This window comes from Acinetobacter sp. GW821-FHT01C12, assembly GCF_059422625.1.
On the sequence record NZ_JBWKXD010000001.1, the window covers coordinates 526,201 to 552,430 of the forward strand.

Consider the following 26,230-nt stretch of genomic DNA (forward strand, 5'->3'; position numbering starts at 1 on the left):
ATATATAAATAGTCTGATGACATATTTGTTGTAAATACCGAACACCAAACAATAGAGGATCAAAGGTGTTGCTATGGATTTGAACATGTATCTCACCAATAAATTTAAGAATTTTAATGAGTTTCTAGAAACGCATTGGCATGACTACCCCAATAAATACAAAGAAATCCAAACACTGCTGTTTTTTCAAGCCTATACCACTAAGCCACTTTCTGAGAAATTTGAAATTAATATTGATCAGGCCTTAAAGTACCCAACCTTAAGATATTATTTCCTACAGATTGAAAAATATATCCATATACCGCCCAAGCAACTGTTTCCTAACTCATTTCATCGCCCTTATGAACATATTTTAAATGAGTTTAAATATTTAAGCTTTTACCAAGAAGCTTTTGAATTTCACAAAAACTTAGAAAAAATAAGAAATACCTTTAATAAAATTTCCATTCCAATTGCCAGTCATGCTATTTACACAGAAATTTTACAATATCTCAATTTGAGCTTTGAATACCTTGCTGATCCAGACTTAACCAACGAGTTAAAGATTAAATTAATTTACCAATGGCAAGATATTCATAATTTAGAAACTGTTGCCGCATATAAATCATTAGAAAAAATTAAGACCACACTCAATCATTATCGGCAAAATTCCTGTTCAGAGTACTATTTTAATTTAATTCAACTGGGTGAAAATCAACGGATTGAATTTAAAGAACGTACCACAGACCTATTAACCAACCGCAAATCAGATAAATGGGTCAAAGCGTGCTTTGCATTTATGAATACCCGCAATGGCTATGTCTTTATAGGCGTTGCTGATGATTTAACCATTGTAGGGATTGAAAATGAACTTGCGGAACACTTTAATAATTCACTCGACTTAATGAAACGGAGTTTGATTGATAAACTGGCACACGAAAGTAACAAAATTTCAAATATTTATACCACACTAGAAGAAATACAGATTCAAGGAAAAACCATATTGGTCTTTAAATGTAATAAATCGGATCGTCCGTTATATTACAAAGGCGAATTGTTTATGCGCACCAATGGACAAACTACACGTGTTCCACCTGAACTAATTGAAAGTTTTCGTGTAGAATTTTATTGTTAGCATTCAATAGTTAAAATCTCTACCTAGAAGAATCAAAAATATGAATTATCCTCAATTTAAATATCATCCCAATGCATACAAACTAGATCTGTTTGAAAAAGAAGATGGCATTTGTTCAATTTGCAATCAACAACGCGATTTAAAGTACGTATGTTCTTTCTATAGCATAGATGAACCCGATTATATCTGTCCGTGGTGTATTGCCAATGGTGCGGCAGCGCAAAAATATGATGGAGAATACAATGACTATTGTGGCATTGAAGGTATTTCTTCAAACCCAAATGATCCATCCGAAAAAATCAACCCTGAATTTTTAGATGAAATCTGCTTAAAAACGCCAAGTTATCATAGTTGGCAACAAGAAGTTTGGCTGGTGCATTGCAATGAACCATGTCAGTTTATTGCTTATGCGGATAGTGAAATGCTTAAACCAATTTGGAATGAGGTCAAAGCCGATATCGAAGAAAATGGTTATCCAGTAGAGCTTATCCAAGATCACCTCTGTATCGACGGTGATTTAACAGGCTATCTGTTTCAATGCATTCATTGCCAACAACATCGTTTGCATATAGATTGTAGTTAAATAATGATTAAAACTTATAGGTCAAAACTTATAAATTAAACCTTATAGCTTTGGCTAAGTAATTGGCTTAAATGCTGTTTAATGCCCTGCCATTCATCTTTGATTATGCTGTATATAACAGTATCGCGGACAGTTCCATCTTTTCGTAGCGCATCTTGACGTAACACACCATCATAATGCGCACCTAGACGCTCAATGGCACTTTGACTTTTAATATTGCGAATATCCGTCCTTAATACAACCGAGTTAGCTTGTAGTTTTTCAAATGCATACTCAAGCAACAACAACTTACAACTGGTATTGATATGACTGCGTTGTGCTGATTGTGTATACCATGTATAGCCAATCTCAACACGGCGCACCTCCCAAATAAAATCGCGAAAACTGGTGGTTCCTACAATACGACCATTTCGCTGATTTAAAACAACAAAAGGTACGCGTATTCCCAAAGATTTTTGTTCAAGTGCCTTGGCAATATAAGCCTTGATCTGAGAATAATCTGGAACCGATGTATATTCCAATTCCCACAAGCGGCCATCTTTACATACCTCAACTAAAGCATTTTCATGTTCTGTTTGTAGTGGTAAAAGCTGCACTTTATGGGTTTGTAATGATGTATAAAGCGTTGAAAAGATATCTTGATTCATAGCAATTACACCAATGTAAAGAATGCTCCTCCATTGTCCGCTATGTTTTTGAAAGTTTTATGATCAAAATATGAAATCACCATGACGATCTTTCAAATGATTTCAAAGGCATTTGCATGCGCTTGAATCGAATATAATTCAACAAAATAGTTATTTTTTATAATGTGCCAACATGTCTTGTAAATGTGCTTTTACATTGTTCCACTCACCTTGAGCAATACTGTACAACACCGTATCTCGAATCGTACCATCTTTACGCATTTGATCACCCCGAATAATGCCATCTTTTTTAGCACCTAAACGTTCAATGGCTTTTTGGCTTTTAAAATTAAATTGATCAGTCCGCAACGCCACGGTATTGGCTTGAAGTTGTTCAAAAGCGAACCCTAATAGCAATAGTTTACAGCTTGTATTGACATGGGTTCGCTGTGCCGATTGTGCATACCATGTATAGCCAATTTCAAAACGTTTTACGTTTAATAAAATATCGTGATAACTGGTCGTTCCCAAGACTTTCCCTGAGCTTTGCTCTATGACAACAAAGGGATAACGGCTGCCCTGTGCTTTTTGGATTAGTGCTTTTTCAATATAATTTTTAACTTCTGTGTAATGTGGTGTAGAGGTAATTCGTAAATTCCACAATTCACCATCACGACACGCTTCAGCGAGTCCTTGCTCGTGTTCAAAAGACAGTGGTACTAAGCGAATATTATTTAGTTGTAAATCTAAATGAATAAATAATTGTTCAAATGCATCCATCTCATATCCACCAAGTTAATCTATAAAGTTACCGTTTGATGTCATTGTAAAGTGATCAGCATCAATCGTATTAACAACGAAGCTTTCTTACTGTTAAGTCATTATATTGCCAAGGCTAAACATACCACTCCAGCCAAACCTAAAACCAGTCCTAGAGCGGTAATCACTTTAAGCTTTTCTTTAAAAATTAACAGCCCTGCAATGACCCCAAATAACACCACAAGGATATTCATCCCTGCAAAAACAATCGCTGGAGAATCTTTTAATAAAATATGCGCCTTGACATATAAAGCAATATTGGCAAAATTTATGATCCCCAAGGCCAAACCAGCAATACAGTTCTGAAGCTTCCACTGAGTTTTTCGAATCAGTAAGTAACCGACAGATAATAGGAATGAACAGATAAACATCAAGGTTAATGTAACTGGAAACTGTAAGCCCAGGCTGGTTGTATATTTCAATAAAACATCAACCAAAGCATAACCTACCCAAACACTGAGTAAATAAAGGATCCCTTTCTGATTGAGGGATGAATTTAATGGACTCGACTGGGAAAGTACAATACATAAAACTGCCACGATACCCAAACCGATACCAAGCATTTTTAATTGGTTAAATTGTTCTTGGAATAAAAAATATGCAGCCAATAATGATAAAACCACAGATAATCGCTGTGCAATTTCAGTTTTTAAAATTCCTGCACTATGTAATGATTTTGCTAGACATAAAAAAATACTGGGTAATACAACACCTAAAGCAAGAATCAACCACCACGGCGTATTTGAGATTGAAATATGGGCCAAATCAGGCGTAAACCAAATATAGCTCAATACACTGGCGATTGCATAATTCCAAGCAATCATTTGCAATGCATCAAAACCTTTTTGTTTGGTCCATTTTAAAAGCATTGAAACCAGCACACTACAAAGTGCTGCTGAAAATATGAGTTCCATAATTTACTTCTTATCTCACCAATCATTGCAAAATTTATGCGGAACCGAATCCCTATGATTCAATAAAAAGCCCACTAGTATGAGTGGGCTTTTAGGTGATCAACAACCATCAAAGATTATTTATAACGATCAACCATTTTTTCTAAAGAAATTGGGCGAATCTTGTCTGCGTTGCCCGCAGTACCAAATGCTGTATAACGATCTACACAGATTTGTTTCATTGCTTCAACAGTTTCACCGAAGAATTTACGTGGGTCAAATTCACTTGGTTTTTCAGCCATCATACGGCGCATTGCACCTGTAGATGCTAAACGTAAATCTGTATCGATGTTGATTTTACGTACACCATGCTTGATTGCTTCAACCAACTGCTCAACTGGAACACCATAAGTTTCTTTGATGTCACCACCATATTGGTTAATAATCGCTAACCATTCTTGTGGTACTGAGCTTGAACCATGCATAACAAGATGAGTATTTGGAAGTGCCGCATGAATTTCTTTAATACGGTCAATTGCCAAGATATCGCCTGTAGGTGGACGAGTAAACTTGTACGCACCATGAGAAGTACCGACTGCAATTGCTAAAGCATCAACATTGGTATCTGCAACGAATTGACGAGCTTCTTCAACAGAAGTGAGAAGTTGAGAATGATCAAGTACACCTTCTGCACCAACACCATCTTCTTCACCAGCCAAACCTGTTTCAAGGCTACCCAAACAGCCAATTTCACCTTCTACAGAAACACCACATGCATGTGCCATTTCAACAGTACGACGTGTTACATCAACGTTATATTCATAAGACGTTGGTGTTTTACCATCTGCACCTAAAGAACCATCCATCATTACAGATGAAAATCCAAGCTGGATCGAACGTTGACAAACATCTGGGCTTGTACCGTGATCTTGATGCATTACCACTGGAATATGTGGCCATTCTTCAATTGCAGCTAAAATTAAATGACGTAAAAATGGAGCACCCGCATATTTTCGTGCACCAGCAGAAGCTTGCACAATTACAGGTGAATTTGTTGCGTCAGCGGCTAACATAATTGCGCGCATTTGTTCTAAGTTGTTCACATTAAACGCTGGAACGCCGTAACTATGTTCACCGGCATGATCCAAGAGTTGGCGCAATGAGATAAGAGCCATAATATCCTCCCAAGTAATGCCCCATATTCTACATGTTGCTTTATTTCAATTCAGCAACAATATTGACTATTTCATAAAAAATCCCCGCGTTTGCAGGGACTTTTAACAAATAACAACATTTAGAAAGATTATTGAGCTTTAGGTGCTTCTTCTTCAGTCGCTGGCGTAGCCGCATCTGCTGGAGCATTTGCTTTTTCAGCAGCTACATCTGTATTTTTTTCATCCAAAACAGGCTGATCAAGCGCATCAATCACAGCTTGTTGTTCTGCAGATGTGTTTGCTGATTCTGCTGAAGCGGCTTCAGAAGAAGATGTTTGTTCTGAGGCTGGTGCTTTTTCTTGTTTAGAACATGCAGTAAATGCCAAAGGAGCAATAAGAAGTGCTGCAAGTGTAAATTTAAATTTCATCACATTTCCCAGTGTTGGTGATTGGATTTGATCAAGGGTCTGTTAACATTTCATAAATGGCTTGCGTTGTAGGCTAAAATTGAGCAGGCAAGGCAGGAAACGAAGAGAATAGCGAGACTATTTTCGAGTTTCATAACGAAGGCTGAGATAATTTTAGCCACAACCCTTCGGGACTAGCGTGTTTTTTGCCGCTACGTCGTTACGAACTACTCATTTAGAATGACTAAATTTCGTATTTCGCGCCTCGTATCATCTAAAAAACACACGTAGTCGCAAACGTAGACGAATTGTCAACAGACCCTATTTTATTGCAGTTATATTTCATTTTTATTACTTTACAATGAATCTCTCAGATAAAAAAGGCTGACACGAGGTCAGCCTTTCATATAAACGTCATAATTAAAATAATTTTTCAATTAAGCACGTTCAAGCAATACTGCTACAGCAGGAAGTGTTTTGCCTTCAACAAATTCAAGGAATGCACCACCACCAGTTGAAATATAACCAATTTTGTCTGCAACTTGGTATTTATCAATTGCCGCTAAAGTATCACCACCACCTGCAATAGAGAATCCTTCAGATTCCGCAATCGCTAAAGAAAGTGTTTTTGTACCTTCACCAAATTGATCCACTTCAAACACGCCAACTGGACCATTCCAAAGGATCGTTTTAGAAGTTTTTAAAATTTCTGCAAAAGCTTTTGCAGTTTCAGGACCGACATCTAAGATCATGTCATTGTCTGCAACATCTTCAACTTTTTTTACTGTTGCTTTAGCATTTGCCAATGAACCTAAGAAATCGGCAAAGTCGATTGCAGAGGCATCTGCCACAACAACATCTGTTGGAAGTGGAACTGATACTTTTGCCGCAATCGCTTTCGCTGTGTCAATCAAATCATGTTCACACAATGATTTACCGACATTGAAGCCAGCTGCGGCTAAGAATGTATTGGCAATACCACCACCAACAATCAATTGATCACAAATATCAGAAAGCGAAGTTAAAACATCAAGTTTAGTAGAAACTTTAGAACCAGCAACAATTGCAACCATTGGTTTTTCAGGTGTTTGCAACGCACGACCTAAAGCATCTAATTCAGCTGCAAGCAAAGGGCCCGCTGCTGCAACTTTTGCTAAGCGTGCTACGCCTTCAGTTGATGCTTCTGCACGATGCGCTGTACCAAATGCGTCCATCACAAATACATCACAAAGCGCTGCATATTTTGCTGAAAGTTCAGCATTATTTTTCTTTTCACCTACATTGAAACGACAGTTTTCAAGTAATACCACTTGCCCTGCTGCAACTTCAACACCATCTAAATAATCTGTAAATAATTTAACGTCTTGACCAAGTGCCTCAGTTAAATAAGCTGCTACAGGAGCTAATGATTGTTCCGCTTTTGGCTCACCTTCAACGGGACGACCAAGATGAGAATACACCATGACCGCAGCACCTTTCTCAAGTGCCAATTTAATTGTCGGTAATGCAGCACGTAAACGTGCATCACTTGTAATCACACCATTTTTAACAGGTACGTTTAAGTCTTCACGAATAAGTACACGCTTGCCTGCTAAATCGAGGTCAGTCATACGCTGAAAATTCATGTATAGCTCTCTTATAGATATTAAAAATCGCGTAGATTCTAAATGATTACACAAAAAAAGGTTAGATACTTTTGTAGAAAAGCTGTAGAAAAGTTGAGATTTGATTATTATAGGGCGAACTTTTAAATTCTATACGCTTATGTCTTTTCATCCCGATCCTAAAATCAATGGTTTAAATGTCTTAGGTGAACCTTTAGCAAGTTGTTGTTTTTCTCCAATCACAGGTTATTTTCGTAATGGTTTCTGCCATACAGCAACAACCGATCTCGGTCAGCACACTGTATGCGCTGAAATGACTTCAGAATTTTTAAATTTTTCACAAAAAGTGGGAAATGACCTAATTACACCGCTGCCAGAACACGGCTTTCCGGGACTACAACCTGGTGATTTTTGGTGTTTATGTGTGACGCGTTGGGTTGAGGCCTATCAAAACGATATGGCACCTCGTGTAAAACTACAAGCCTGTCATCAAGCTGTTTTGGCGTATGTTCCCTTAGATCTCTTGATGGAATATGCAGTATAACTAGGCATGAATTATTCAAAGATGAATCACCCTGAAATTATTTTGGCTTCATCCAGCCAAACCCGTAAAGATTTAATGAATCGTTTGCGCTTAGACTATCATTGTATCTCTCCTGAAATCGATGAATCACCACAGGGCGAGTCTCATGCCGATGACTTGGCTAAGCGCTTGGCTTTTGAAAAAGCCCAAGTCATTGCACAAGATCATCCAAATGCAATTGTGATTGGGTCAGATCAGGTGGCTTGGCGTGAACATGCACCACAAGATTTTATTGGTAAACCTCTATCTGTAGAAAAAGCCATTCAACAGCTACAAGCCAATTCAGGCAGAAATGTCTTTTTTAGTACAGCCTTAAGTGTGCAACATTTGGCTTCTGGTTTTGAACAAACCTTGGTCGAGCATTATCATGTGAAATTTCGTGACTTAACTTTGGCTGAAATTGAGCGTTATATCGAAATTGATCAACCTCTGCATTGTGCGGGTAGCTTTAAGTGTGAAAGTCTTGGTATTGGTTTATTTGAGCAAATGATTGGGCAAGACCAAACCACTTTGATGGGTATGCCAATGATTCAGTTATGTGGAATTTTAAGGAAGTTGGGAATCCTGCTACCTTAATTTCCACATTGTATAATAAGCTCGATCTTATTATAAATTTTCATAATTACATGGACTTTGTGTTATTTGCTCATGCATTAAAAAAGGATGAAGACTTTTTGAGTTAATCCCATAAATCCTGATAATGCGTTGCAAATAACATAAGCCCTTCTTTAATCTTAGCCTTAGATTCTGTTTGGCAGTCCCCCATCAAGACCAAATCAAAAGCAAGAATCATCTTGTTTAAATACTCTAACCAAATTTGATTTAATTGCGCCTCACTAAAATCATTCACTTGCGCTTCATTCACCACCCAAGTTGGAATAGACATATTTTTGCCTTTGATAATCAATTGTCGATACGAACGCAATACTGAAAGTGTTTTGTTTGCAATTTCTTTTTTGGGGTCAGAATAATACGAAATAGGAACAAATCCATATCCCTCAATCCAATTAAAAATGCTTTCTTTTAAATCTAGGCAAATCTCGAATATATTATGAGATATTTTTTTTAAAATCATGACTTTTATAACTCCTTTAATTTTCAAAAAGCATGGCTGTTTTTATATAAATATATTTTGAATAAATTTACAAATACTTGCACCACCTGTCATCTCATAAGACAATAGCCACATTATAGATTCAAATTTGCTTAGGCTATTTTCATGTCCCTACCTTTAGATGTTCTTGGCGGAATTACTGCTGAACAATTCCTCTCAGAATACTGGCAAAAAAAACCTTTATTGGTTCGTAATGCTTTACCTGAAATTGCCAATATCCTTGTTCCAGATGATGTCATGGAGCTTGCTCTGGATGAAAACATCACAGCACGCCTAATCAAACAAAAAGACAAAGATCCAAATCAATGGTCAGTAAAATCATCACCACTCATCAAAGGTGATTTTCAAAAAATGCCAAAACTTTGGACCTTATTGATTCAAGCTGTAGATCACTATTCATTTGATTTAGCAGAGCTTTGGAAGAAATTTCCTTTTATTCCACAGTGGCGTCGTGATGACATTATGGTCTCTTATGCTGCTAAAGGTGGTTCTGTAGGTCAGCATTTTGACTTTTATGATGTATTTCTTGTACAAGGTTATGGACACCGTCGTTGGCAACTTGGACAAATGTGTGATGCTGAATCTGAATTTGTTGAAGGGCAGCCGTTAAAGCTACTTCCAGAAATGGAGATCAATTTTGATGAAGTTTTAGCGCCAGGCGATTTACTTTATGTCCCACCAGGATTGTCACATTATGGTGTAGCGGAAGACGATTGTCTAACCTACTCTTTTGGTTTCCGTATGCCGAATATTGCCGACATGATGGATCGTGTCAGCGATAAATTTGTCGAAGATCAACAACTACGTAATCCGCTTCTCGACATCTTACGGAATAAACAAAACCCGATTGGGCAAGTGACACAAGCTGAACTCGATTATTTAAAGACTGAATTGTTGGCGAAATTAAACAATTCTAAAGTGTTAGAAGATGCCATTATGAGTCTAATGGCTGAAGCAAAGTACCCTGAAAATATTCCTGATGCTGAAGCGATTGGCACTGGAGATTTAGAAGAAGTTCTTGACCAAGGCTATTTACTACAAATTGAGCCAGCCTCTCGATTAATTTATCTTGAACAGAATCATGAATTATTATTCTGGGCAAATGGTGAATCGATCTGTATTTCTGAACAATTTGCACCCCATTTAAAGCAGATTGCAGATGGACAAAGTGTCAAACTCAATCATGAATTGTCTGATGATGAAATATTAGAAGACATTGCTGGATTGTTGAATGAATCTATCTTGATGCTTGTTCCAACTGACGAATAAAATTCGCAATCTAACTCTAACAATGTAATGCTTAAATAAAGCCTGAAAATTCAGGCTTTATTTCTATCAATTTACTTTCAACATAGTTTTAAGAAATAATTCCCTCATCCTTACTCAAGCTGATATTTGAATGAGCTTGAGAATTTAACTGATGCTTTAATGTCTCGTTTTCCTGCTTTAGATTTTTTATTTTAAAAAACTGGAAGAACAGCCCGATATACGCAATAACAACGATCACAGAAACATAAATGGCTAAAAAACTGATACTGGGGTTTAACAATTTTGTCAGAAACTCTTCAAACATTTTCGATTCCTTTTTGTTTTCATCGAATATTGAATAAATATTTCAGTTAAATTAACTCAAATTGTTTAGAAAATAAATCATTCAATTATTAATCTAGAACCATTCTCAAGTCTAACAAATCATTACTTGAGCTTTTTCATCAATTTGGGCAATTTAGCGCTATATAAAGAATGAGATATTTACTTCATGGCAAGTCCTGCTCAAGCAATTCGACATCAACTTCTCAATACTTTTTTCTCCCGTTATTCCGTTTGGTTCCTTTGTATATTTGTATCTTTATATTTGACTTGGATTATTTTCTTTAACGAAGGTCATTATATTTATTACTTTTTTTCAGATACTGTACTGAATTTAGCTTGGATTATTTCATCCATATTGGCCGCAATTGGCTTTGCCGATATCATCCAAACACAGCATTCTATTTTAAGAAATTACCCTTTAATGGGACATTTCCGATTTTTCTTTGAAGATATACGTCCTGAAATTCGTCAATATTTCATTGAATCTGATGATGATGCCTTACCTTTTTCACGTGCACAAAGAAGCTTAGTCTACCAACGTGCTAAAAATGAAAATGCAGATAAGCCTTTTGGTTCAATTATTGATGTCTATCAAGATGACTATCGTTTTTTAACCCACTCGATGACACCCAAAACACCTGCTGATTTTAATACATTTAGAATTAGTATTGGTAATGATCAGTGCTCACAACCTTATAGCGCTTCGATCATGAATATCTCAGCAATGAGTTTTGGTAGTTTGAGTGCAAATGCCATTCTTGCTTTAAATACTGGTGCAAAAAAAGGCAACTTTTATCATGACACAGGTGAAGGCAGCTTAAGTCCTTATCACCTGGAACCGGGTGGTGATATTGTTTGGGAAATTGCCAGTGGCTATTTTGGTTGCCGTACTTTAGATGGGAAGTTTGATCCTGAAAAATTTAAGCAACAAGCGGCTTTGCCTCAGATCAAAATGATCGAAATCAAATTATCACAAGGGGCAAAACCAGGGCACGGCGGTATTCTGCCTAAAGATAAAATCACCAAAGAAATTGCCGAAATACGCGGGGTTTCTATGGAGGTGGATTGTATTTCTCCAGCAACCCATTCTGCTTTTAGCAACCCTATTGAAATGATGCATTTTATTCAGCAATTACGTGAGCTATCCAACGGTAAACCGGTTGGTTTTAAATTGTGTATCGGGCAACCTTGGCAATTTATGAGCATTGTAAAAGCCATGCTGCTGACCAAAATCACCCCAGATTTTATTGTAGTTGATGGTTCAGAGGGCGGTACAGGTGCTGCCCCTATTGAACTGATTGATCATATGGGTACGCCTTTACGTGAAGGCCTGCTATTTGTAAACAATACCTTAATTGGCGCAGGTTTACGTTCGCAAATCAAGATTGGCGCAAGTGGTAAAATTATCAGTGCCTTTGATATTGCCAGTACGATGGCTATGGGTGCCGACTGGGTCAATTCTGCACGTGGCTTTATGTTTGCGGTGGGTTGTATCCAAGCACAAAGTTGTCATACCAACCAATGTCCTGTTGGCGTTGCAACGCAGAACAAAGAACGTCAAAAAGCACTTGATGTGCCATCTAAAGCAGACCGTGTGTTTAGTTTCCAAAAAAACACCTTAAAAGCGCTTGCGGAAATGATTGCTGCAGCTGGCTTACAACATCCTGCTGAGATTAAAGCACATCATTTGGCACAACGAATCAATGACCGTGAAATCAAAAACTATGCTCAATTGCACTTTTGGATGAAAGACGGCGAATTGCTCAGTTGTGAAAATAAAGATGAAGAAAACTTCTATTTTAGAATGTGGAACTTAGCAACTGCTGAACATTTCTAATTATTTGCAAGCGAAATTTCATTAAGGAGATCATCATGATCTCCTTTTTTATATCTAGCATTTATATAGTTAAAAGAAGCCTAATCTTCTGTTTTTGATTCTTCCGCATTTTTTAAGTTTATATTGGCTTTTATTTTTACTCAAACACCATTTTAATCTAAACAATATTTAAGCAAGATATCTTAAAACACATCAAGAATATTTGCGGATGAAATTTCTAAAACACATAACCGCCACCACTATCCTTACAACGTCATTACATTGTTATGCAACTGTCGGTGGTGGACAAACAATAGAAGTATTGGGTTATGAAGCAAAACAACAAAAACTTTATCTGTTACGACACTATGAAGATGAGCGTGGGCGCTTGCCACAGTTATACTATTATCAGCTCAGCAGTAAAACACCTGACAAGTTGATTGAAGTACAATCGTTATATATCAATCCCAAAACGCATCAAATTGACTATGATCAAGATGCTATCCAGTTTAAAAAAGACCTAAATAAAATTAAAAAGCGTTTAACACCGTTACTTATAGGAAATGCCAATACAGCAAAAATTCAAGTGGTGCAAAGTCAAACTCATTACGTCCCTGCTTGGCATGATCAATCCCAAAAGATTCCTCAATATAAAACCATATACAAAGTTACAACAGCTGCTTTAAAAAGCAAAAACCAACAAGCTGTACAGTATGCTAAAACAATAAAAATCACTCAGAACTATGTCGTACCAAATCAGAATAAGCGGCTGATTGTGGTTAAATATTTCGGCATTCCAGAAGAAACAGGCTATGATGTTGAAGATGCTGTTTTGCTCTTACCAATAAAATAATGAGGATAAATCGTGTTAAAAACAATCACATCAACGCTCTTATTCAGTTTTAGCGCTCTCGCTTTTGCAAAAAGTGATAGCAATATTTCACTTGAAGTCCTCGGCTATGATTCAGATAAAAAAGCGGTTTTAATTCTTGAAAACTCAGCAAGCTATGACATTCCAAGAGTTTATCGCTATTCACTGAGTGAAAAACGCTATGATCTGCTCAAATACGATGAAAATTTTACAGGTATTACAGATCAACAAAGCTTTCAGCAAAAACTTTCAAACATAAAGACTCAGCTTAAACCGCTTAAAAAAATCGCGCTTCAAGACTTTAAAGTTAATCTACTCGAACAAAGACCTTCTGATACTGAAAGCTCTGACTCATTTAAAACAATTTATGCCTCGATATTTACAATATCCAGTCCGCAATATCAAAGTTTTCAACAGAATTTAACCAGTTACAGTCCAGAAATTAAACTTAAACAGGCTTTTGAACTGCCAAAACATAAAGGTGCACTGATTACTTTTGAATCACTCAGCTTACCTTTTGATGAAGGATATAGCCGTGAAGAAGCTGTTGTTTTATTTCCTACCGGTCAACTTCCCCAATAAATAAAGCCTCTTAGGAGGCTTTATTTTTACTGCTTTTATCAATCTTGATCAATGCATTACGCCGCTGAGCGCTCAGTGATCGGTACAACTTTGCGGAGTTCTGGACCAGTATAATCTGCGCTTGGACGGATAATACGATTGTCAGCACGTTGTTCCATTACATGCGCTGCCCAACCCGTAACGCGAGACATCACAAAGATTGGTGTGAATAATTTTGTTGCAATATCCATGAAATGATATGCAGATGCATGGAAGAAATCTGCATTACAAAACAATTTCTTCTCACGCCACATCACTTCTTCACAACGTACTGATACTGGGTAAAGCACTGTATCACCAACATCTTTTGCTAAACGCTCAGCCCAAATTTTGATGATGCCATTACGCGGGTCATTGTCTTTATAGATCGCATGACCAAAGCCCATGATCTTTTCTTTACGTTCAAGTTTACCCAGCATTTCACGTTCGGCTTGTTCTGGAGATGTCCAGTTTTCAATCATTTCCATCGCAGCTTCATTTGCGCCACCATGCAAAGGTCCACGTAGTGAACCAATTGCGCCAGTAATACACGAGTGCATATCAGACAATGTTGAAGCGCATACACGTGCAGTAAATGTTGACGCGTTAAACTCATGCTCAGCATAAAGAATTAATGAAACATTCATTACTTGTTCATGTAATTCATTTGGCTTTTCGCCACGTAGTAAATGCAAGAATTGTGCACCGATTGAATCGTCATCGGTATTTTCTTCAATACGTACACCATCATGACTAAAACGGTACCAATAACAAATGATCGCTGGCAAAGTTGCAAGAATACGATCTGCCACATCTTGCTGTTGATCAAATGATTTTTCAGTTTCCAGATTTCCTAACATTGAAACCCCTGTACGCATCACATCCATTGGATGTGAATCAGCAGGAATACGTTCCAACACTTCTTTTAAAGCTTGCGGTAACTGGCGAAGTGATTTTAATTTGGCTTTATATGTCGCCAACTGTTCTGCTGTAGGCAATTCACCAAAGAAAATAAGGTATGCAACTTCTTCAAATTGGCAATTTTCCGCAAGGTCTTGCACATCATAACCACGATAAGTTAAGCCTGCGCCACTCTTACCTACTGTAGAAAGTGCTGTTTTACCTGCAACTTGACCGCGCAATCCAGCGCCTGTAAGTACTTTTCCTTCAGCCATTTTATTATTTCTCCTGCGTGAACAGTTTGTCTAGGGTGTTTTCGAAAGTGTGATAATCAAGGAATTCGTAAAGTTCTTTTCGTTGTTGCATGCTATCCAGTACATTAACTTGTGTACCATTTTCACGAATTGAACGAAAAACTTCGAGGGCTGCTTTTTGCATTGCACGTGTTGCAGACAATGGATATAGCACCATGCTGATGCCCTGTTCAGCTAACTCTTGGGTGGTGTAATAAGGTGTATCACCAAACTCTGTAATATTTGCAAGAACAGGAACACCTACTGCATCACAGACTGTTTTATACATGGTAATGTCAGTCATTGCTTCAGCAAAGATCGCATCTGCGCCAGCTTCGACACATGCACAGGCACGATCAATCACGGCTTGCAAACCTTCTTTTTGCAATGCATCTGTACGTGCCATCACAACAAAGTTCGAATCTGTTTTTGCATCAACTGCTGCTTTAATGCGATCAACCATTTCTTGTTGAGAAACAATTTCTTTATTTGGACGATGACCACAACGTTTTTGTGCAACTTGATCCTCAATATGGACAGCTGCCGCACCCGCACTAATCATTTGTTTAATTGTACGTGCAATATTAAATGCACCACCCCAACCTGTATCGATATCAACAAGTAATGGTGTATCTACACGTTCTGTAATACGACGAACATCTTCCAATACGTTGTCTAAGCTGGTCATCCCTAAATCAGGTAAACCATAAGAATAGTTTGCCACACCAGCACCTGAAAGATAGATGGCTTTATAACCCACCTGTTTCGCCATCATCGCTGCATAAGCGTTGACTGTACCAATGATTTGTAATGGTTTTTCCACTTCTAGAGCTTGTCTAAATCTTAAGCCTGCAGACGTCTGTTGTGTCATATTCCCTTCCACAGTGGTCACTTGTTTATTGAGTTTTGAGTATAGCCATAATTTATATTTCGCATATGACCATTTAGGTATATTACTCTAAAACTTTAGTCAAAGAAAAATGAATTTTGATTCATTTTTTCATTTTTATGCACTTTTTTTAATCATTTTTTCCAATAGCACGTTTGCTAAGAAATTTATTGACATCTTTGATATAATAGTGACAACCCATTTTTCCTCAGTAATTTATGAACGAAGATTTAGCACAAGTTGAAGCTACAGGATGTGATTTTCCACAAACTAAACGTGGGCATGAACGTCGCTTGGCATTACTGATTAGTGCAAACGATCTTTTTTTAGAGCACGGTTATGATGCGGTATCTTTAGATGACATCGTGAATCATGCAGGCGGATCAAAAGCCTCGATTTACAAATATTTTGGTAGTAAAGAAGGTCTATTTACAGCGATCTGTGACTATCGTCGTGATTTATTCTTTAAAGATATCTGCATTCCATTTAACCCCGCGTTGAATGAGCTCAGAGCATATTTGATCAATACCTTGATTAACTTTTATAAGCATATGATCATTCCTGAAAATATTGCCTTTATACGCTTGGTACTAGAACGTTCACAAAAAGACCCTCAATTGGCCGTCTATATTCATGAAAAAGGACCAAAGCAAGTACAACACTCTATTGCATGCGCCTTGGAACGTTGTGTAGAAAATCAAATATTAACCTGTGCAAATCCTTTATTTTCAGCACAATTTTATTTTGGAATTCTTAGAAATTTGGAATGGCGAATTTTAATGGGGATTGAAATCAAAGAATCTGATCAAGAAATATTCAATTGCGTAAGTTATTGTGTAGATCGCTTCTTAGAGGGCCATCAAAAGGTCTAATTTTTTTGCGTTTTCATATTCATATAGTATATTAGCTGATTCTCCTTTTTATTTTCATCAACCACCAACAATGAATTGTTGGTCAATTTCCCTATTGGTTTTGACTAAACAATTATTGTGGAGTAACCATGGCTCTACGACATTTTCTTACTTTACGTGATTTATCCACTGCTGAACTTAACCGTATCATTGAACGTGCTCAAGAGTTAAAGCGAAAACAACACAACAACGAAGTATTTCAACCCTTTGTTGGAAAAGTCATGGGGATGATTTTTGAAAAGTCGAGTACCCGTACTCGTGTATCTTTCGAAGCTGGTATGAGCCAATTTGGAGGCAGTGCAATTTTCCTTTCATCACGCGATACTCAATTGGGTCGTGGTGAGCCAATTGAAGATTCTGCACGTGTGATATCGAGCATGCTTGATATCGTGATGATTCGTACATTTGGTCATGATATTGTTGAACGTTTTGCTGAATATTCAACAGTCCCAGTTATCAATGCATTAACTGATGACCACCACCCTTGCCAGCTACTTGCGGATGTACAAACATTTGTTGAACATCGTGGTTCGATCAATGGCAAAACTGTGGCTTGGATTGGCGATGGCAACAATATGTGTAATTCATATATTGAAGCTGCGCATATGTGGGGCTTTAAGTTAAAAATCGCGTCACCAAAAGGTTATGAACCAAAACCTGAATTTCTTTCAGAATTTGCACATTGCGTAGAACTTTTTGAATCAGCAGAAGATGCAGCGGTCAATGCAGATCTGATCGTGACAGATGTTTGGGCAAGTATGGGCCAAGAAGAAGAACAAAAAATTCGTGAAAAAGCGTTTGCTGCGTATCAAGTGAATGAAAAATTAATGGATTTAGCACATCCAGATTGTCTATTTATGCATTGCCTACCTGCACATCGCGGTGAAGAAGTTTCTGAAAATATGCTGGATCACAAAAACGCTGTGGTTTGGGATGAAGCAGAAAATCGCCTACACGCACAAAAAGCCTTGGTTGAATTTTTAATCAATGAAAATTTAAACAAAGACTAATTTGTTTTGTTTTAAGATAAATAAGCACCAACTATGGTGCTTATTTTTTGTTTCAGTATAATAAAATCCATATTTTTAATATTTGTATAATTCAAATGAAATTTAAAATAATTCCTTTATTCGTAATCTCAGTGTACATGCTCATTTCTCAAAGTAGTTATGCAACTGAATTAGATGATTATTTGATTCAAAAGAATTTGATTAGACAGGATTATAAAATTATAGATCAACAAAATTTAGATGATGTTTTAACGGCGTTAAGTGAAGAAGACTCTCGCGTGCTTCCTGTACAAGTCGACCAAAACACTGTGATTGAGAAAATTCATATGTATCATGATCATGTTGATTTGCAAGGTTTAATTACATCTAAAGATTTTAATCAGTTTTCCAATAGCATGGGTAAAGAAAAAACTCAGCAACTTTTGATGGAAGGAATGCTTGAAAATTGTCATTTACTTTTTGAAAATGAATTCCAACGCCAAAATCCTTATTATGTAAAAATAAAACTGATGTCTGAACAGAAAGCATATGAGCTAAAACTCAAAAATGAGCAATGCAAATTTTAATTTGTAATAATATTGTCTTGGTGCATTCTATCAGTTCACATTTTGTCTAAGCAGATTCGTTTTTTTTCAAGTTGATCTAACGATTAAAAAATTAATATTTTTTAATCGTTTAAGATTAAGACAATTTTCAAAATTTTAACTATCTGTAACAATTTTGTCATGTAGAATACTTACTATGCCCTTCAAGGTCGTTAAGACAGTTTCAAATGACGCAGATCATGCCCGCTTCAAAAAGTTTAACCACGCCTGAATTTCAACATAGCTCTAGCAGCTATATTAATCGTGAAATTTCCTTACTGGAATTTCATAAACGTGTGTTAGCCCAAGCAAAAGATGAAACTCATCCTTTGCTTGAACGGTTGAATTTTCTCATTATTTTTTCACGTAATTTAGATGAGTTTTTTGAAATTCGTGTCGCTGGATTAATGAAACAACTGGACTTCAAAACCATTACCACAGCGCCAGATGGTATTCCAAACGAAGTCATTCTTGAGCAAATTTCACATAACGCACATCTTGCGATTCAAGAGCAATACGACACCTTAAATCATGTTTTATTGCCTGAGTTAGAAAACTATGGCGTCAAATTCATCCAATATAATGATATTTTAGAAAAACACGCCGAATGGATTAAAAATTACTTTTTTAAACAAGTACAACCTGTTGTAACACCAATTAGCTTAGATCCTGCTCATCCTTTCCCACGCTTGGTCAATAAAAGTTTAAACTTTATTGTCACCTTAGAAGGAAAAGATGCTTTTGGTCGCCAGATTGAACTGGCCATTGTACCCGCACCTCGTTCCTTACCACGTGTTGTACGCTTACCAAACGAGCTCACAGACGGCGCAGAACATTACATTTTATTGTCAGCGATTATCCAACAGCATATCAGTGATTTATTCCCCGGCATGACAGCAACAGGATGCTATCAATTCCGTGTTACCCGTAATGCTGACTTAACTTTGGCAGAAGATGTCGATGATTTGGCAGTCGCATTGAAAGATGAATTATCTTCACGTCGTTTTGGTCGTGCAGTTCGTTTAGAAATCGCAGATAATTGCCCAAATTCAATTAATGATTATTTACTAGAACAATTTGATTTAGATCCACAGCATCTTTATCAAGTGAATGGTCCTGTCAATTTAACACGTCTGATTACTGATTTTGATATTCCAGAATTAAGGTTTAAGCCTTATCAAGCCGTTATTCCCAAAGCCTTAAGAAATTCAAATAAAATATTTGAAATATTAAGCAAGCAAGATTTGCTATTACATCATCCATTTGATTCTTTCCAGCCCGTTATCAATCTACTCAAAGAAGCGGCAAAAGACCCCAATGTTTTAGCAATTAAACAAACCTTATATCGTAGTGGCCCAGACTCAGAAATTGTACAAGTGCTGGCAGAAGCTGCTCGCAATGGGAAAGAAGTTACAGCGATTATCGAATTACGTGCGCGCTTTGATGAAGAGTCAAATATTATCGTCGCAAATCTTCTACAAGAAGCTGGCGCAGTTGTGGTGTATGGTATTGTCGGTTATAAAACCCATGCCAAAATGATTTTAGTTGTGCGACGTGAAGTCGATAAACTCAAACGTTATGTACACCTTGGCACAGGCAACTACCATGCTGGAAATGCACGGATGTATACCGACTATGGTTTACTGACTACAAATGATGAAATTTGTGAAGATGTACATAAGATCTTCCAAGAGCTGACAGGTATGGGTAAATTGTTAAAGTTAAAAAAACTCTTTCATGCTCCCTTCACCTTACACTCTCAGCTGTTACATTTGATTGAGCAAGAAACAGCACATGCAAAAGCGGGTAAAAAAGCCCGTATCATCATTAAAGTCAATGCATTGACTGAACCTAAGCTCATTACAGCTTTGTATAAAGCATCACAAGCTGGGGTTAAAATAGAGCTGATTATCCGTTCAATCTGTTGTTTAAGACCACAAATTGAAGGGCTTTCTGAAAATATTAAAGTTCGTTCTATTGTCGGGCGCTTCCTAGAACATACTCGTGTTTATTATTTTTATAATGATGCCAATGAGGACTTATACTGCGCAAGTGCTGACTGGATGGGTCGAAACTTATTTTCTCGGGTCGAAACTTGCTTTCCAATTGAAGATAAAAAGCTTAAAAAACAGATTATTGAATATGGGCTGCTCAGTTATTTAAAGGACAATATTCGTGCTTGGGAACTCGATGCCAATGATCAATGGCATGCAGTTCAACCCAAAGATGATGAAAAACCTTATATTGCCCAACAGGTGTTGATGCAACAACGGATTATTCCCACTACAGCGTAATTCTTTCATATTGTTATTTTCAATGACTCACCCCCCTTTTTTTTGAAAGGAGGGTTTGGATGATTAATGCGGCATTGAAGTATCGTAATTAAGTCATAACTTTGATTGATCCTATGCGTTGATTTCAATATTTTTTAAAATCAGCCAACTATAAGCCAATACCCTCAATAACCCCTTGTTGCTTTAACTGTAACAATTCTTCATCTGAACAAAATTCTTCTAAAATCGCTTTGGTATGTTCTCCTAAGCGTGGTGGCGCATTACGATATTCAACAGGTGTTCCTGTCATTTTAATCGGTGAACCAATCACATTAAAATCAGGATTATCTGTATGCGGAATATTGACCACCATTTTACGATATTGAATTTGGGGTTCATCTAAAGCATCTGCAACTGAATTAATCACGCCAACAGGTACTTTCACCGCATGAATTGCATCGACCCAATGCTTCGCGGTATTTGATAAAAAATATTCAGACAACAAAGCAACCAATTCTTGACGATATTTCACCCGATCTTGATTACGAAGATAGTTTGATTGATCTAACAATTCAGGTTTTCCAATGGCAATACATAAATCTTTAAATTGTTTATCATTGCCACAGGCCAGAATAAACTCCTTATCTTGCGCTTTAAAAGTCTGATAAGGCACAATATTGGGATGATGATTACCCATTCGTTGAGGTGCGATACCTGAACTTAAATAGTTCATACCTTGGTTGGCGAGTCCAGCAACCTGTACATCTAACAAAGACATATCAATATATTGTCCAACACCTGTTTGCTGTCGAGAAATCAGTGCCGCCTGAATCGCAATTGTTGCATATAGCCCAGTCTGAATATCAACCACTGCCACACCAACTTTTTGTGAACTTGCCCCTAACTCACCTTCTTTTTCACCAGTAATACTCATCAAGCCAGACATACCTTGAATAATAAAGTCATAACCCGGTTCTTCTGCACGCGGCCCATCTTGACCAAAACCAGTGATAGAGCAATAGATCAATTTTGGATTAATATGCTTGAGGGTTTCATAATCCAATCCATATTTTTTCAATGCACCTGCTTTAAAGTTTTCAATCACAATATCTGCGGTTTTCACCATGTGTTGTAATAATTGCTGCCCATCCTGCGTTGCCATATCAATTGCCACTGAGGATTTATTGCGATTCGCAGATTGGTAATATCCAGATTCTCGCGTCGCTCTACCCTGTTGATCAAGCATCCACGGCGGGCCCCACATACGGGTATCATCACCAACTTTAGGGCGTTCAATCTTAATCACTTCGGCGCCTAGATCTGCAAGAACTTGTCCACACCACGGACCTGCCAGTACTCGACTCAGATCTAAAACTCGAATTCCTTGTAATGCACCCATATGTTTACCTCTATGTAAGGAGTAAGTGAATACTCCTCAATTTTACGATTTACTGAATCTGTCTAAACAAGCGTTGACTATTGTTGTTGGGGATCATATTGACGATCTTTGATAAATAAGCCAGGTAATACTCCTGCAACAAAATAAGCTGCGCCCATCACGATAAATGCCGTCATAAATGTACCTCCCGAAGCAAGAAAACCAATGGTTGCTGGGGCAATTGCAGCGCCTACTCGCCCAATGTTATATGCACCACCAATTGCTGTACCTCGGACATCGGTAGAAAATGATTCCGCCATATAGGTCGCATTTACACCATAAGGGATGCCATATAAGAAACCAAAAGTGATCAATAAGTACAAAATATTGTCTGGTGTATTAAAGATAATAATCACAGGTAAGAAGACAGCGCTGGCTATAGTACCGAACACAAATACCGCACGACGATTAAATTTATCTGCCAAATATCCCGCTAAGATCTTGCCTAGAATCATTGCTGTATATGAACCCACCATATAGCTGGTCATGTTTTTAAAGTTCATATGCACTTCTGTTTCTAGATAACTTGGCATCCAATTGTTGATTCCGTAGTAACCAAATTGTAAGAAGAAGGCCGTAGTCATCCACAATAAAAACATTTTACGGTGCTTAAAGTTGGCAAAAATTTGTTTATAAATACTGCCACTTTTTGCTTTCTCGGGAACTGTAGCTTCAACTGGTTTTTTGCCTTGAAGTTGATTGATTTTGTTGAGCTGCCAAGACTTTGGTTCAGGTACAAAGCGTTGCAAGAAAATATTGATAAATGCTGGAATAACCGTGATAAAAAACAAGACTCGCCAACCATGATCAGGAATAATCGCACCAGCTAATAATGTAGCAACAATATATCCAACGGTTTGCCCTGTTTGTAATGTACCCAATACCGTAGTTCTATACGTTGTAGGAACATATTCAGCCATAAGGGTATTGCATGCCATATAAAGCGCCCCAATCCCTAGTGCACCAATAAATCGTAATGCCATAAATTGTTCAAAACTTTGGGTAAAGCCTAACAAACATGTTGCAACTGAGAAAAACGATACAGAATTGGCAATGGTACGTACGCGGCCAAACTTATCACATGCCCATCCACCTAGAATCCCACCAATCCCCATACCTGCCAGAGAGGCACTGCCTAAGGCGCCAGCCTGAAAAGTAGATAATGCAAACTCACCCTTTAAACTGGTTAAGCTATAGGACAACAACATGATATCTACGCCATCGACGACCATAGCGAAATAGGCGAATAAAAGTGCCCATTTCCAAGTATTTGGGCCTATTTTTTCAAAGGTTCCAATATTGGATGGCATGGATAATTTTGTTGAAGTTGTAACTGATCGAACATCATTGTTCATTTTTCCTCTACCTCATTTTCCCAAATGAGTCATCGGTCACTTTTTATCTTTCTCTCTACTTATTTCTTTGTTATTTTTATTGCATCAATCTAGAGTTAAGTATCAGAGTTAAAAGAATAATCAGATATTTTTCACGATGAATCCTTTTATCATTGATTTATTTTTACCTTAGTTTTTATAAAATTTAAGGCAAAAAATCCTACAAGGGATGCTAGCTAGATTTAAGCATCCCTGTTTTAAAACAGTGGATTTTAGTTACTAAAGGCAGCAATACCAGTTTGTGCACGCCCGAGAATTAAGGCATGTACATCATGGGTACCTTCATAGGTGTTGACCACTTCCAGATTGACCAGATGGCGAGCAACACCGAATTCATCACTGATGCCATTGCCACCCATCATGTCACGAGCAACACGCGCAATATCTAAAGCTTTACCACAATTGTTGCGTTTAATCAGTGAAGTGCCTTCAACAGAAGCAATACCTTCATCTTTCATACGACCAAAACGTAATGCGATCTGCAGCCCTAAAGCAATTTCAGTTTGCATATCTGCAAGTTTCTTTTGCACCAATTGATTCGCAGCCAGTGGGCGTCCAAATTGTTTACGATCCATCGTATATTGATGTGCGGTGTGCCAGCAAAACTCTGCCGCCCCCATCGCGCCCCATGCAATACCATAACGTGCACTATTTAAACAAGTAAATGGTCCACGCAAACCACGAATTTCGGGAAATGCATTTTCTTCAGGAACAAAAACATTGTCCATCACAATTTCACCAGTAATCGATGCACGCAAACCGACTTTGCCATGAATCGCAGGCGCAGAAAGTCCTTCCCAACCTTTTTCTAGGATAAAGCCACGAATTTCACCGACATTGCCTTCAGCAGAAACTTCTTTGGCCCAGACCACAAATACATCAGCGATTGGACTATTGGTAATCCACATTTTTGCGCCAGTTAGACGATAACCACCTTCGACCTTTTTGGCACGGGTGATCATACTGCCTGGATCTGAACCATGATCAGGTTCTGTTAAACCGAAACATCCAATAAACTCGCCAGTAGCTAATTTAGGTAAGTACTTTTGTTTTTGCTCTTCAGAACCAAATTCATTGATAGGCACCATCACCAATGAGCTTTGTACACTTGCCATTGAACGATAACCCGAATCTACGCGTTCAATTTCACGGGCAATAAGACCGTAACTGACATAGTTTAGACCTGCACCACCGTATTCTTCAGGGATTGTCGGCCCCAGCAAACCTAACTCACCCATTTCACGAAAAATAGAAGCATCTGTTTTTTCATGGCGGAATTGTTCCAAAACTCTTGGCATCAGTTTGTCTTGTGAATAGGCATAAGCAGCATCACGAATCATGCGTTCTTCAGAAGTAAGTTGCTGTTCCAATAAAAATGGATCTTGCCAGTTAAATTGAACACGTGCCGTTTTTGTAGAATTAACCATTTGATTCATAGCATCCTTTGCTGAACATATCTTGTTGTCTTAGTAGTGATGTTAGGTGTGAAAATTCATACTTTCAAACGATTAATTCTCACTCAGATATTCCATTTACGCATATCTTGTGTTTTTATAATATGGCTCGCTCAATGACTACGGTTCAAGTATGCGGGTATTAAACGAGGCTTTTTAACAGATTTTTATCATCTTTACATCCTCTTATAAATTTTCATTCGAGGTAAAACCAAGTGGTTTGATGGAAGATTCATTACATACATCTGCTTTGCTTTAAGTTCTGTTTGCTAGATATGAATAGATTAAATTTAGTCTTAACTAAACTTTGATATTCAAGGAATGAATATGCGTAGAATGATTCCCTCATTACAATCATTGATATGTTTTGAAGCGGCTGCCAAGCATCTAAGCTATACCTTTGCAGCTCAAGAGCTGCATCTTACTCAAAGTGCCATCTCTCGCCAAGTACAACAACTCGAAGATTTTTTAGGACTCAATCTATTTAACAGAACACGGCATGGCGTTGAATTAACACAAGCGGGTGAACATTATTATAAAAACATCAAAGCTCATTTATTGGGTATTGAGCAAAGCACACTCGATTTAATGAGCCATAAAGGTTTAGGCGGTACGCTAAAATTAGGGGTTGTACCGACATTTGCAACACGCTGGCTGTTACCCCGACTGTATAAGTTCAATGAAATATACCCTGAAATTACCATTCATTTAGAGACCAGTACCAAACCCTTTTTATTCAGTGAGCATATTTTTGATGCAGCAATATATACAGGTACACCTGCACAAATTGAAAATTGGCCGGGTGCAAAAGTCCACTATTTAATGAATGAAGATGTTGTTCCTGTGTGTTCTGCTGAGTTAATTTTTAAGCATTTTCCAGAGCTAAGAGGGCCTTCCGGAGATTTACGTCGAAGCTTAACGGCGGAAGAGATTGCCACGCTGCCCTTACTCCAACAAACCACACGCCCCTATATTTGGAAAGAGTGGTTTGAAGTTTCTGGTTATGAGCATCCTTTTGCATTAGAAGGACAACGGCATGAATTATTTTCGATGCTTGCGGTGGCAGCCATACATCATATGGGGGTTGCGCTTATTCCACAAAAACTACTGGAAAAAGAACTGCGCTCAGGTGATTTAATTATCGCCTCAGAAATTAAGCTAAAAGGTTCACGTGCCTATTATTTTGTCTATGCAGAACAACAGCAAACACCTCTCATTGCTAAATTTGTTGAATGGTTATTGGCAGAAGTTGAACAATCACAAAGTACTTTTTTAAAATAACGCGATTTCAAGTTAAACAATAGTTT

The 26,230-nt window shown here is 37.6% G+C and carries 26 protein-coding genes; 13 read left to right on the top strand and 13 right to left on the bottom strand.

What is annotated here, in order from left to right; translation table 11 throughout:
• Positions 1-73 precede the first annotated feature (73 nt).
• Positions 74-1,114 (top strand): AlbA family DNA-binding domain-containing protein, encoded by a 1,041-nt coding sequence (locus AC07WY_RS02620; protein ID WP_419334194.1) that lies wholly within the window; start codon positions 74-76, stop codon positions 1,112-1,114.
• A gap of 40 nt (positions 1,115-1,154) precedes the next feature.
• Positions 1,155-1,697: a CbrC family protein gene (locus tag AC07WY_RS02625; protein ID WP_494735664.1), complete on the top strand. Its 543-nt coding sequence runs from the start codon at positions 1,155-1,157 to the stop codon at positions 1,695-1,697.
• 35 nt (positions 1,698-1,732) lie between these two features.
• On the opposite strand, the gene AC07WY_RS02630 is transcribed toward AC07WY_RS02625, so the two are convergent.
• The 6 genes from AC07WY_RS02630 to AC07WY_RS02655 form a co-directional block, all read right to left on the bottom strand.
• Entirely contained in the window at positions 1,733-2,344 is a 612-nt protein-coding gene (locus AC07WY_RS02630) for a GNAT family N-acetyltransferase (RefSeq protein ID WP_494735665.1), read from the bottom strand.
• Between the two features lie 150 nt (positions 2,345-2,494).
• A complete protein-coding gene (locus AC07WY_RS02635) occupies positions 2,495-3,103 on the bottom strand; it encodes a GNAT family N-acetyltransferase (RefSeq protein ID WP_004821359.1) in 609 nt (202 codons plus the stop codon).
• 101 nt (positions 3,104-3,204) lie between these two features.
• Positions 3,205-4,056, bottom strand: coding sequence for an EamA family transporter (locus tag AC07WY_RS02640; RefSeq protein WP_494735666.1), 852 nt, complete (start codon positions 4,054-4,056; stop codon positions 3,205-3,207).
• 116 nt (positions 4,057-4,172) lie between these two features.
• The gene (fba, locus tag AC07WY_RS02645) at positions 4,173-5,210 is read right to left on the bottom strand and encodes a class II fructose-bisphosphate aldolase (RefSeq protein WP_004720677.1); all 1,038 of its coding nucleotides are present in this window, start codon (positions 5,208-5,210) and stop codon (positions 4,173-4,175) included.
• Between the two features lie 128 nt (positions 5,211-5,338).
• The gene (locus AC07WY_RS02650; protein ID WP_004821354.1) at positions 5,339-5,617 is read right to left on the bottom strand and encodes a hypothetical protein; all 279 of its coding nucleotides are present in this window, start codon (positions 5,615-5,617) and stop codon (positions 5,339-5,341) included.
• A gap of 416 nt (positions 5,618-6,033) precedes the next feature.
• Complete coding sequence (locus AC07WY_RS02655) at positions 6,034-7,221, bottom strand: phosphoglycerate kinase (RefSeq protein ID WP_004720679.1); 1,188 nt, start codon at positions 7,219-7,221, stop codon at positions 6,034-6,036.
• Between the two features lie 139 nt (positions 7,222-7,360).
• On the opposite strand from AC07WY_RS02655, the gene AC07WY_RS02660 reads away from it, so the two are divergent.
• A complete protein-coding gene (locus AC07WY_RS02660; RefSeq protein WP_004720680.1) occupies positions 7,361-7,744 on the top strand; it encodes a DUF2237 family protein in 384 nt (127 codons plus the stop codon).
• 21 nt (positions 7,745-7,765) lie between these two features.
• Entirely contained in the window at positions 7,766-8,359 is a 594-nt protein-coding gene (locus tag AC07WY_RS02665; protein ID WP_494735922.1) for a Maf family protein, read from the top strand.
• A 103-nt stretch (positions 8,360-8,462) separates the two neighbouring features.
• Here the strand turns inward: AC07WY_RS02665 and AC07WY_RS02670 are convergent, their stop codons facing one another.
• A complete protein-coding gene (locus AC07WY_RS02670) occupies positions 8,463-8,858 on the bottom strand; it encodes a hypothetical protein (RefSeq protein ID WP_105712730.1) in 396 nt (131 codons plus the stop codon).
• Positions 8,859-9,002: 144 nt separating this feature from the next.
• Here AC07WY_RS02670 and AC07WY_RS02675 point away from each other — a divergent pair, with 144 nt between their 5' ends.
• A complete protein-coding gene (locus AC07WY_RS02675; protein WP_494735667.1) occupies positions 9,003-10,166 on the top strand; it encodes a ribosomal protein uL16 3-hydroxylase in 1,164 nt (387 codons plus the stop codon).
• An 88-nt stretch (positions 10,167-10,254) separates the two neighbouring features.
• On the opposite strand, the gene AC07WY_RS02680 is transcribed toward AC07WY_RS02675, so the two are convergent.
• Complete coding sequence (locus AC07WY_RS02680) at positions 10,255-10,470, bottom strand: hypothetical protein (RefSeq protein ID WP_262085992.1); 216 nt, start codon at positions 10,468-10,470, stop codon at positions 10,255-10,257.
• 186 nt (positions 10,471-10,656) lie between these two features.
• Between AC07WY_RS02680 and AC07WY_RS02685 the strand changes: the two genes are divergently transcribed.
• The 3 genes from AC07WY_RS02685 to AC07WY_RS02695 all read left to right on the top strand — a co-directional run bounded on the left by AC07WY_RS02685 (position 10,657) and on the right by AC07WY_RS02695 (position 13,759).
• The gene (locus AC07WY_RS02685) at positions 10,657-12,327 is read left to right on the top strand and encodes an FMN-binding glutamate synthase family protein (RefSeq protein WP_419334179.1); all 1,671 of its coding nucleotides are present in this window, start codon (positions 10,657-10,659) and stop codon (positions 12,325-12,327) included.
• 208 nt (positions 12,328-12,535) lie between these two features.
• Positions 12,536-13,159 carry a hypothetical protein gene (locus tag AC07WY_RS02690; RefSeq protein WP_494735668.1) on the top strand — a complete coding sequence of 208 codons (624 nt, stop codon included), beginning with the start codon at positions 12,536-12,538 and terminating at the stop codon, positions 13,157-13,159.
• Positions 13,160-13,171: 12 nt separating this feature from the next.
• A complete protein-coding gene (locus AC07WY_RS02695; protein WP_494735669.1) occupies positions 13,172-13,759 on the top strand; it encodes a hypothetical protein in 588 nt (195 codons plus the stop codon).
• Between the two features lie 56 nt (positions 13,760-13,815).
• Here AC07WY_RS02695 and prpC read toward each other — a convergent pair whose 3' ends face one another.
• Both prpC and prpB read right to left on the bottom strand, forming a co-directional pair.
• Positions 13,816-14,952 (bottom strand): bifunctional 2-methylcitrate synthase/citrate synthase, encoded by a 1,137-nt coding sequence (gene prpC / locus AC07WY_RS02700; RefSeq protein ID WP_004821331.1) that lies wholly within the window; start codon positions 14,950-14,952, stop codon positions 13,816-13,818.
• A gap of 4 nt (positions 14,953-14,956) precedes the next feature.
• On the bottom strand, positions 14,957-15,841 hold the full coding sequence (gene prpB, locus AC07WY_RS02705; RefSeq protein WP_004720700.1) for a methylisocitrate lyase: 885 nt from the start codon (positions 15,839-15,841) through the stop codon (positions 14,957-14,959).
• Between the two features lie 236 nt (positions 15,842-16,077).
• Between prpB and AC07WY_RS02710 the strand changes: the two genes are divergently transcribed.
• From AC07WY_RS02710 to ppk1, 4 genes are all read left to right on the top strand, one after another.
• On the top strand, positions 16,078-16,731 hold the full coding sequence (locus tag AC07WY_RS02710; RefSeq protein WP_004720703.1) for a TetR/AcrR family transcriptional regulator: 654 nt from the start codon (positions 16,078-16,080) through the stop codon (positions 16,729-16,731).
• Positions 16,732-16,859: 128 nt separating this feature from the next.
• Entirely contained in the window at positions 16,860-17,780 is a 921-nt protein-coding gene (gene argF, locus AC07WY_RS02715; RefSeq protein ID WP_004720705.1) for an ornithine carbamoyltransferase, read from the top strand.
• Between the two features lie 95 nt (positions 17,781-17,875).
• Complete coding sequence (locus AC07WY_RS02720) at positions 17,876-18,346, top strand: hypothetical protein (protein WP_494735923.1); 471 nt, start codon at positions 17,876-17,878, stop codon at positions 18,344-18,346.
• Positions 18,347-18,552: 206 nt separating this feature from the next.
• Complete coding sequence (ppk1, locus tag AC07WY_RS02725; RefSeq protein WP_419334172.1) at positions 18,553-20,658, top strand: polyphosphate kinase 1; 2,106 nt, start codon at positions 18,553-18,555, stop codon at positions 20,656-20,658.
• 148 nt (positions 20,659-20,806) lie between these two features.
• On the opposite strand, the gene AC07WY_RS02730 is transcribed toward ppk1, so the two are convergent.
• The 3 genes from AC07WY_RS02730 to AC07WY_RS02740 form a co-directional block, all read right to left on the bottom strand.
• A complete protein-coding gene (locus tag AC07WY_RS02730) occupies positions 20,807-22,036 on the bottom strand; it encodes a CaiB/BaiF CoA transferase family protein (protein WP_419334171.1) in 1,230 nt (409 codons plus the stop codon).
• Between the two features lie 77 nt (positions 22,037-22,113).
• Positions 22,114-23,430, bottom strand: a complete 1,317-nt coding sequence (locus tag AC07WY_RS02735) for an MFS transporter (protein WP_056510935.1) — start codon at positions 23,428-23,430, stop codon at positions 22,114-22,116.
• Between the two features lie 251 nt (positions 23,431-23,681).
• On the bottom strand, positions 23,682-24,905 hold the full coding sequence (locus tag AC07WY_RS02740; RefSeq protein ID WP_096734036.1) for an acyl-CoA dehydrogenase: 1,224 nt from the start codon (positions 24,903-24,905) through the stop codon (positions 23,682-23,684).
• A 345-nt stretch (positions 24,906-25,250) separates the two neighbouring features.
• Here AC07WY_RS02740 and AC07WY_RS02745 point away from each other — a divergent pair, with 345 nt between their 5' ends.
• A complete protein-coding gene (locus AC07WY_RS02745) occupies positions 25,251-26,204 on the top strand; it encodes a LysR substrate-binding domain-containing protein (RefSeq protein WP_151803114.1) in 954 nt (317 codons plus the stop codon).
• Positions 26,205-26,230: the final 26 nt, after the last annotated feature.

Coding starts and splice junctions, on each gene's coding strand:
- AC07WY_RS02620 (WP_419334194.1), top strand. CDS start 74: ATGGATTTGAACATGTATCTCACCAATAAATTTAAGAATTTTAATGAG.
- AC07WY_RS02625 (WP_494735664.1), top strand. CDS start 1,155: ATGAATTATCCTCAATTTAAATATCATCCCAATGCATACAAACTAGAT.
- AC07WY_RS02630 (WP_494735665.1), bottom strand. CDS start 2,344: ATGAATCAAGATATCTTTTCAACGCTTTATACATCATTACAAACCCAT.
- AC07WY_RS02635 (WP_004821359.1), bottom strand. CDS start 3,103: ATGGATGCATTTGAACAATTATTTATTCATTTAGATTTACAACTAAAT.
- AC07WY_RS02640 (WP_494735666.1), bottom strand. CDS start 4,056: ATGGAACTCATATTTTCAGCAGCACTTTGTAGTGTGCTGGTTTCAATG.
- fba (WP_004720677.1), bottom strand. CDS start 5,210: ATGGCTCTTATCTCATTGCGCCAACTCTTGGATCATGCCGGTGAACAT.
- AC07WY_RS02650 (WP_004821354.1), bottom strand. CDS start 5,617: ATGAAATTTAAATTTACACTTGCAGCACTTCTTATTGCTCCTTTGGCA.
- AC07WY_RS02655 (WP_004720679.1), bottom strand. CDS start 7,221: ATGAATTTTCAGCGTATGACTGACCTCGATTTAGCAGGCAAGCGTGTA.
- AC07WY_RS02660 (WP_004720680.1), top strand. CDS start 7,361: ATGTCTTTTCATCCCGATCCTAAAATCAATGGTTTAAATGTCTTAGGT.
- AC07WY_RS02665 (WP_494735922.1), top strand. CDS start 7,766: ATGAATCACCCTGAAATTATTTTGGCTTCATCCAGCCAAACCCGTAAA.
- AC07WY_RS02670 (WP_105712730.1), bottom strand. CDS start 8,858: ATGATTTTAAAAAAAATATCTCATAATATATTCGAGATTTGCCTAGAT.
- AC07WY_RS02675 (WP_494735667.1), top strand. CDS start 9,003: ATGTCCCTACCTTTAGATGTTCTTGGCGGAATTACTGCTGAACAATTC.
- AC07WY_RS02680 (WP_262085992.1), bottom strand. CDS start 10,470: ATGTTTGAAGAGTTTCTGACAAAATTGTTAAACCCCAGTATCAGTTTT.
- AC07WY_RS02685 (WP_419334179.1), top strand. CDS start 10,657: ATGGCAAGTCCTGCTCAAGCAATTCGACATCAACTTCTCAATACTTTT.
- AC07WY_RS02690 (WP_494735668.1), top strand. CDS start 12,536: ATGAAATTTCTAAAACACATAACCGCCACCACTATCCTTACAACGTCA.
- prpC (WP_004821331.1), bottom strand. CDS start 14,952: ATGGCTGAAGGAAAAGTACTTACAGGCGCTGGATTGCGCGGTCAAGTT.
- prpB (WP_004720700.1), bottom strand. CDS start 15,841: ATGACACAACAGACGTCTGCAGGCTTAAGATTTAGACAAGCTCTAGAA.
- AC07WY_RS02710 (WP_004720703.1), top strand. CDS start 16,078: ATGAACGAAGATTTAGCACAAGTTGAAGCTACAGGATGTGATTTTCCA.
- argF (WP_004720705.1), top strand. CDS start 16,860: ATGGCTCTACGACATTTTCTTACTTTACGTGATTTATCCACTGCTGAA.
- AC07WY_RS02720 (WP_494735923.1), top strand. CDS start 17,876: ATGAAATTTAAAATAATTCCTTTATTCGTAATCTCAGTGTACATGCTC.
- ppk1 (WP_419334172.1), top strand. CDS start 18,553: ATGACGCAGATCATGCCCGCTTCAAAAAGTTTAACCACGCCTGAATTT.
- AC07WY_RS02730 (WP_419334171.1), bottom strand. CDS start 22,036: ATGGGTGCATTACAAGGAATTCGAGTTTTAGATCTGAGTCGAGTACTG.
- AC07WY_RS02735 (WP_056510935.1), bottom strand. CDS start 23,430: ATGAACAATGATGTTCGATCAGTTACAACTTCAACAAAATTATCCATG.
- AC07WY_RS02740 (WP_096734036.1), bottom strand. CDS start 24,905: ATGAATCAAATGGTTAATTCTACAAAAACGGCACGTGTTCAATTTAAC.
- AC07WY_RS02745 (WP_151803114.1), top strand. CDS start 25,251: ATGCGTAGAATGATTCCCTCATTACAATCATTGATATGTTTTGAAGCG.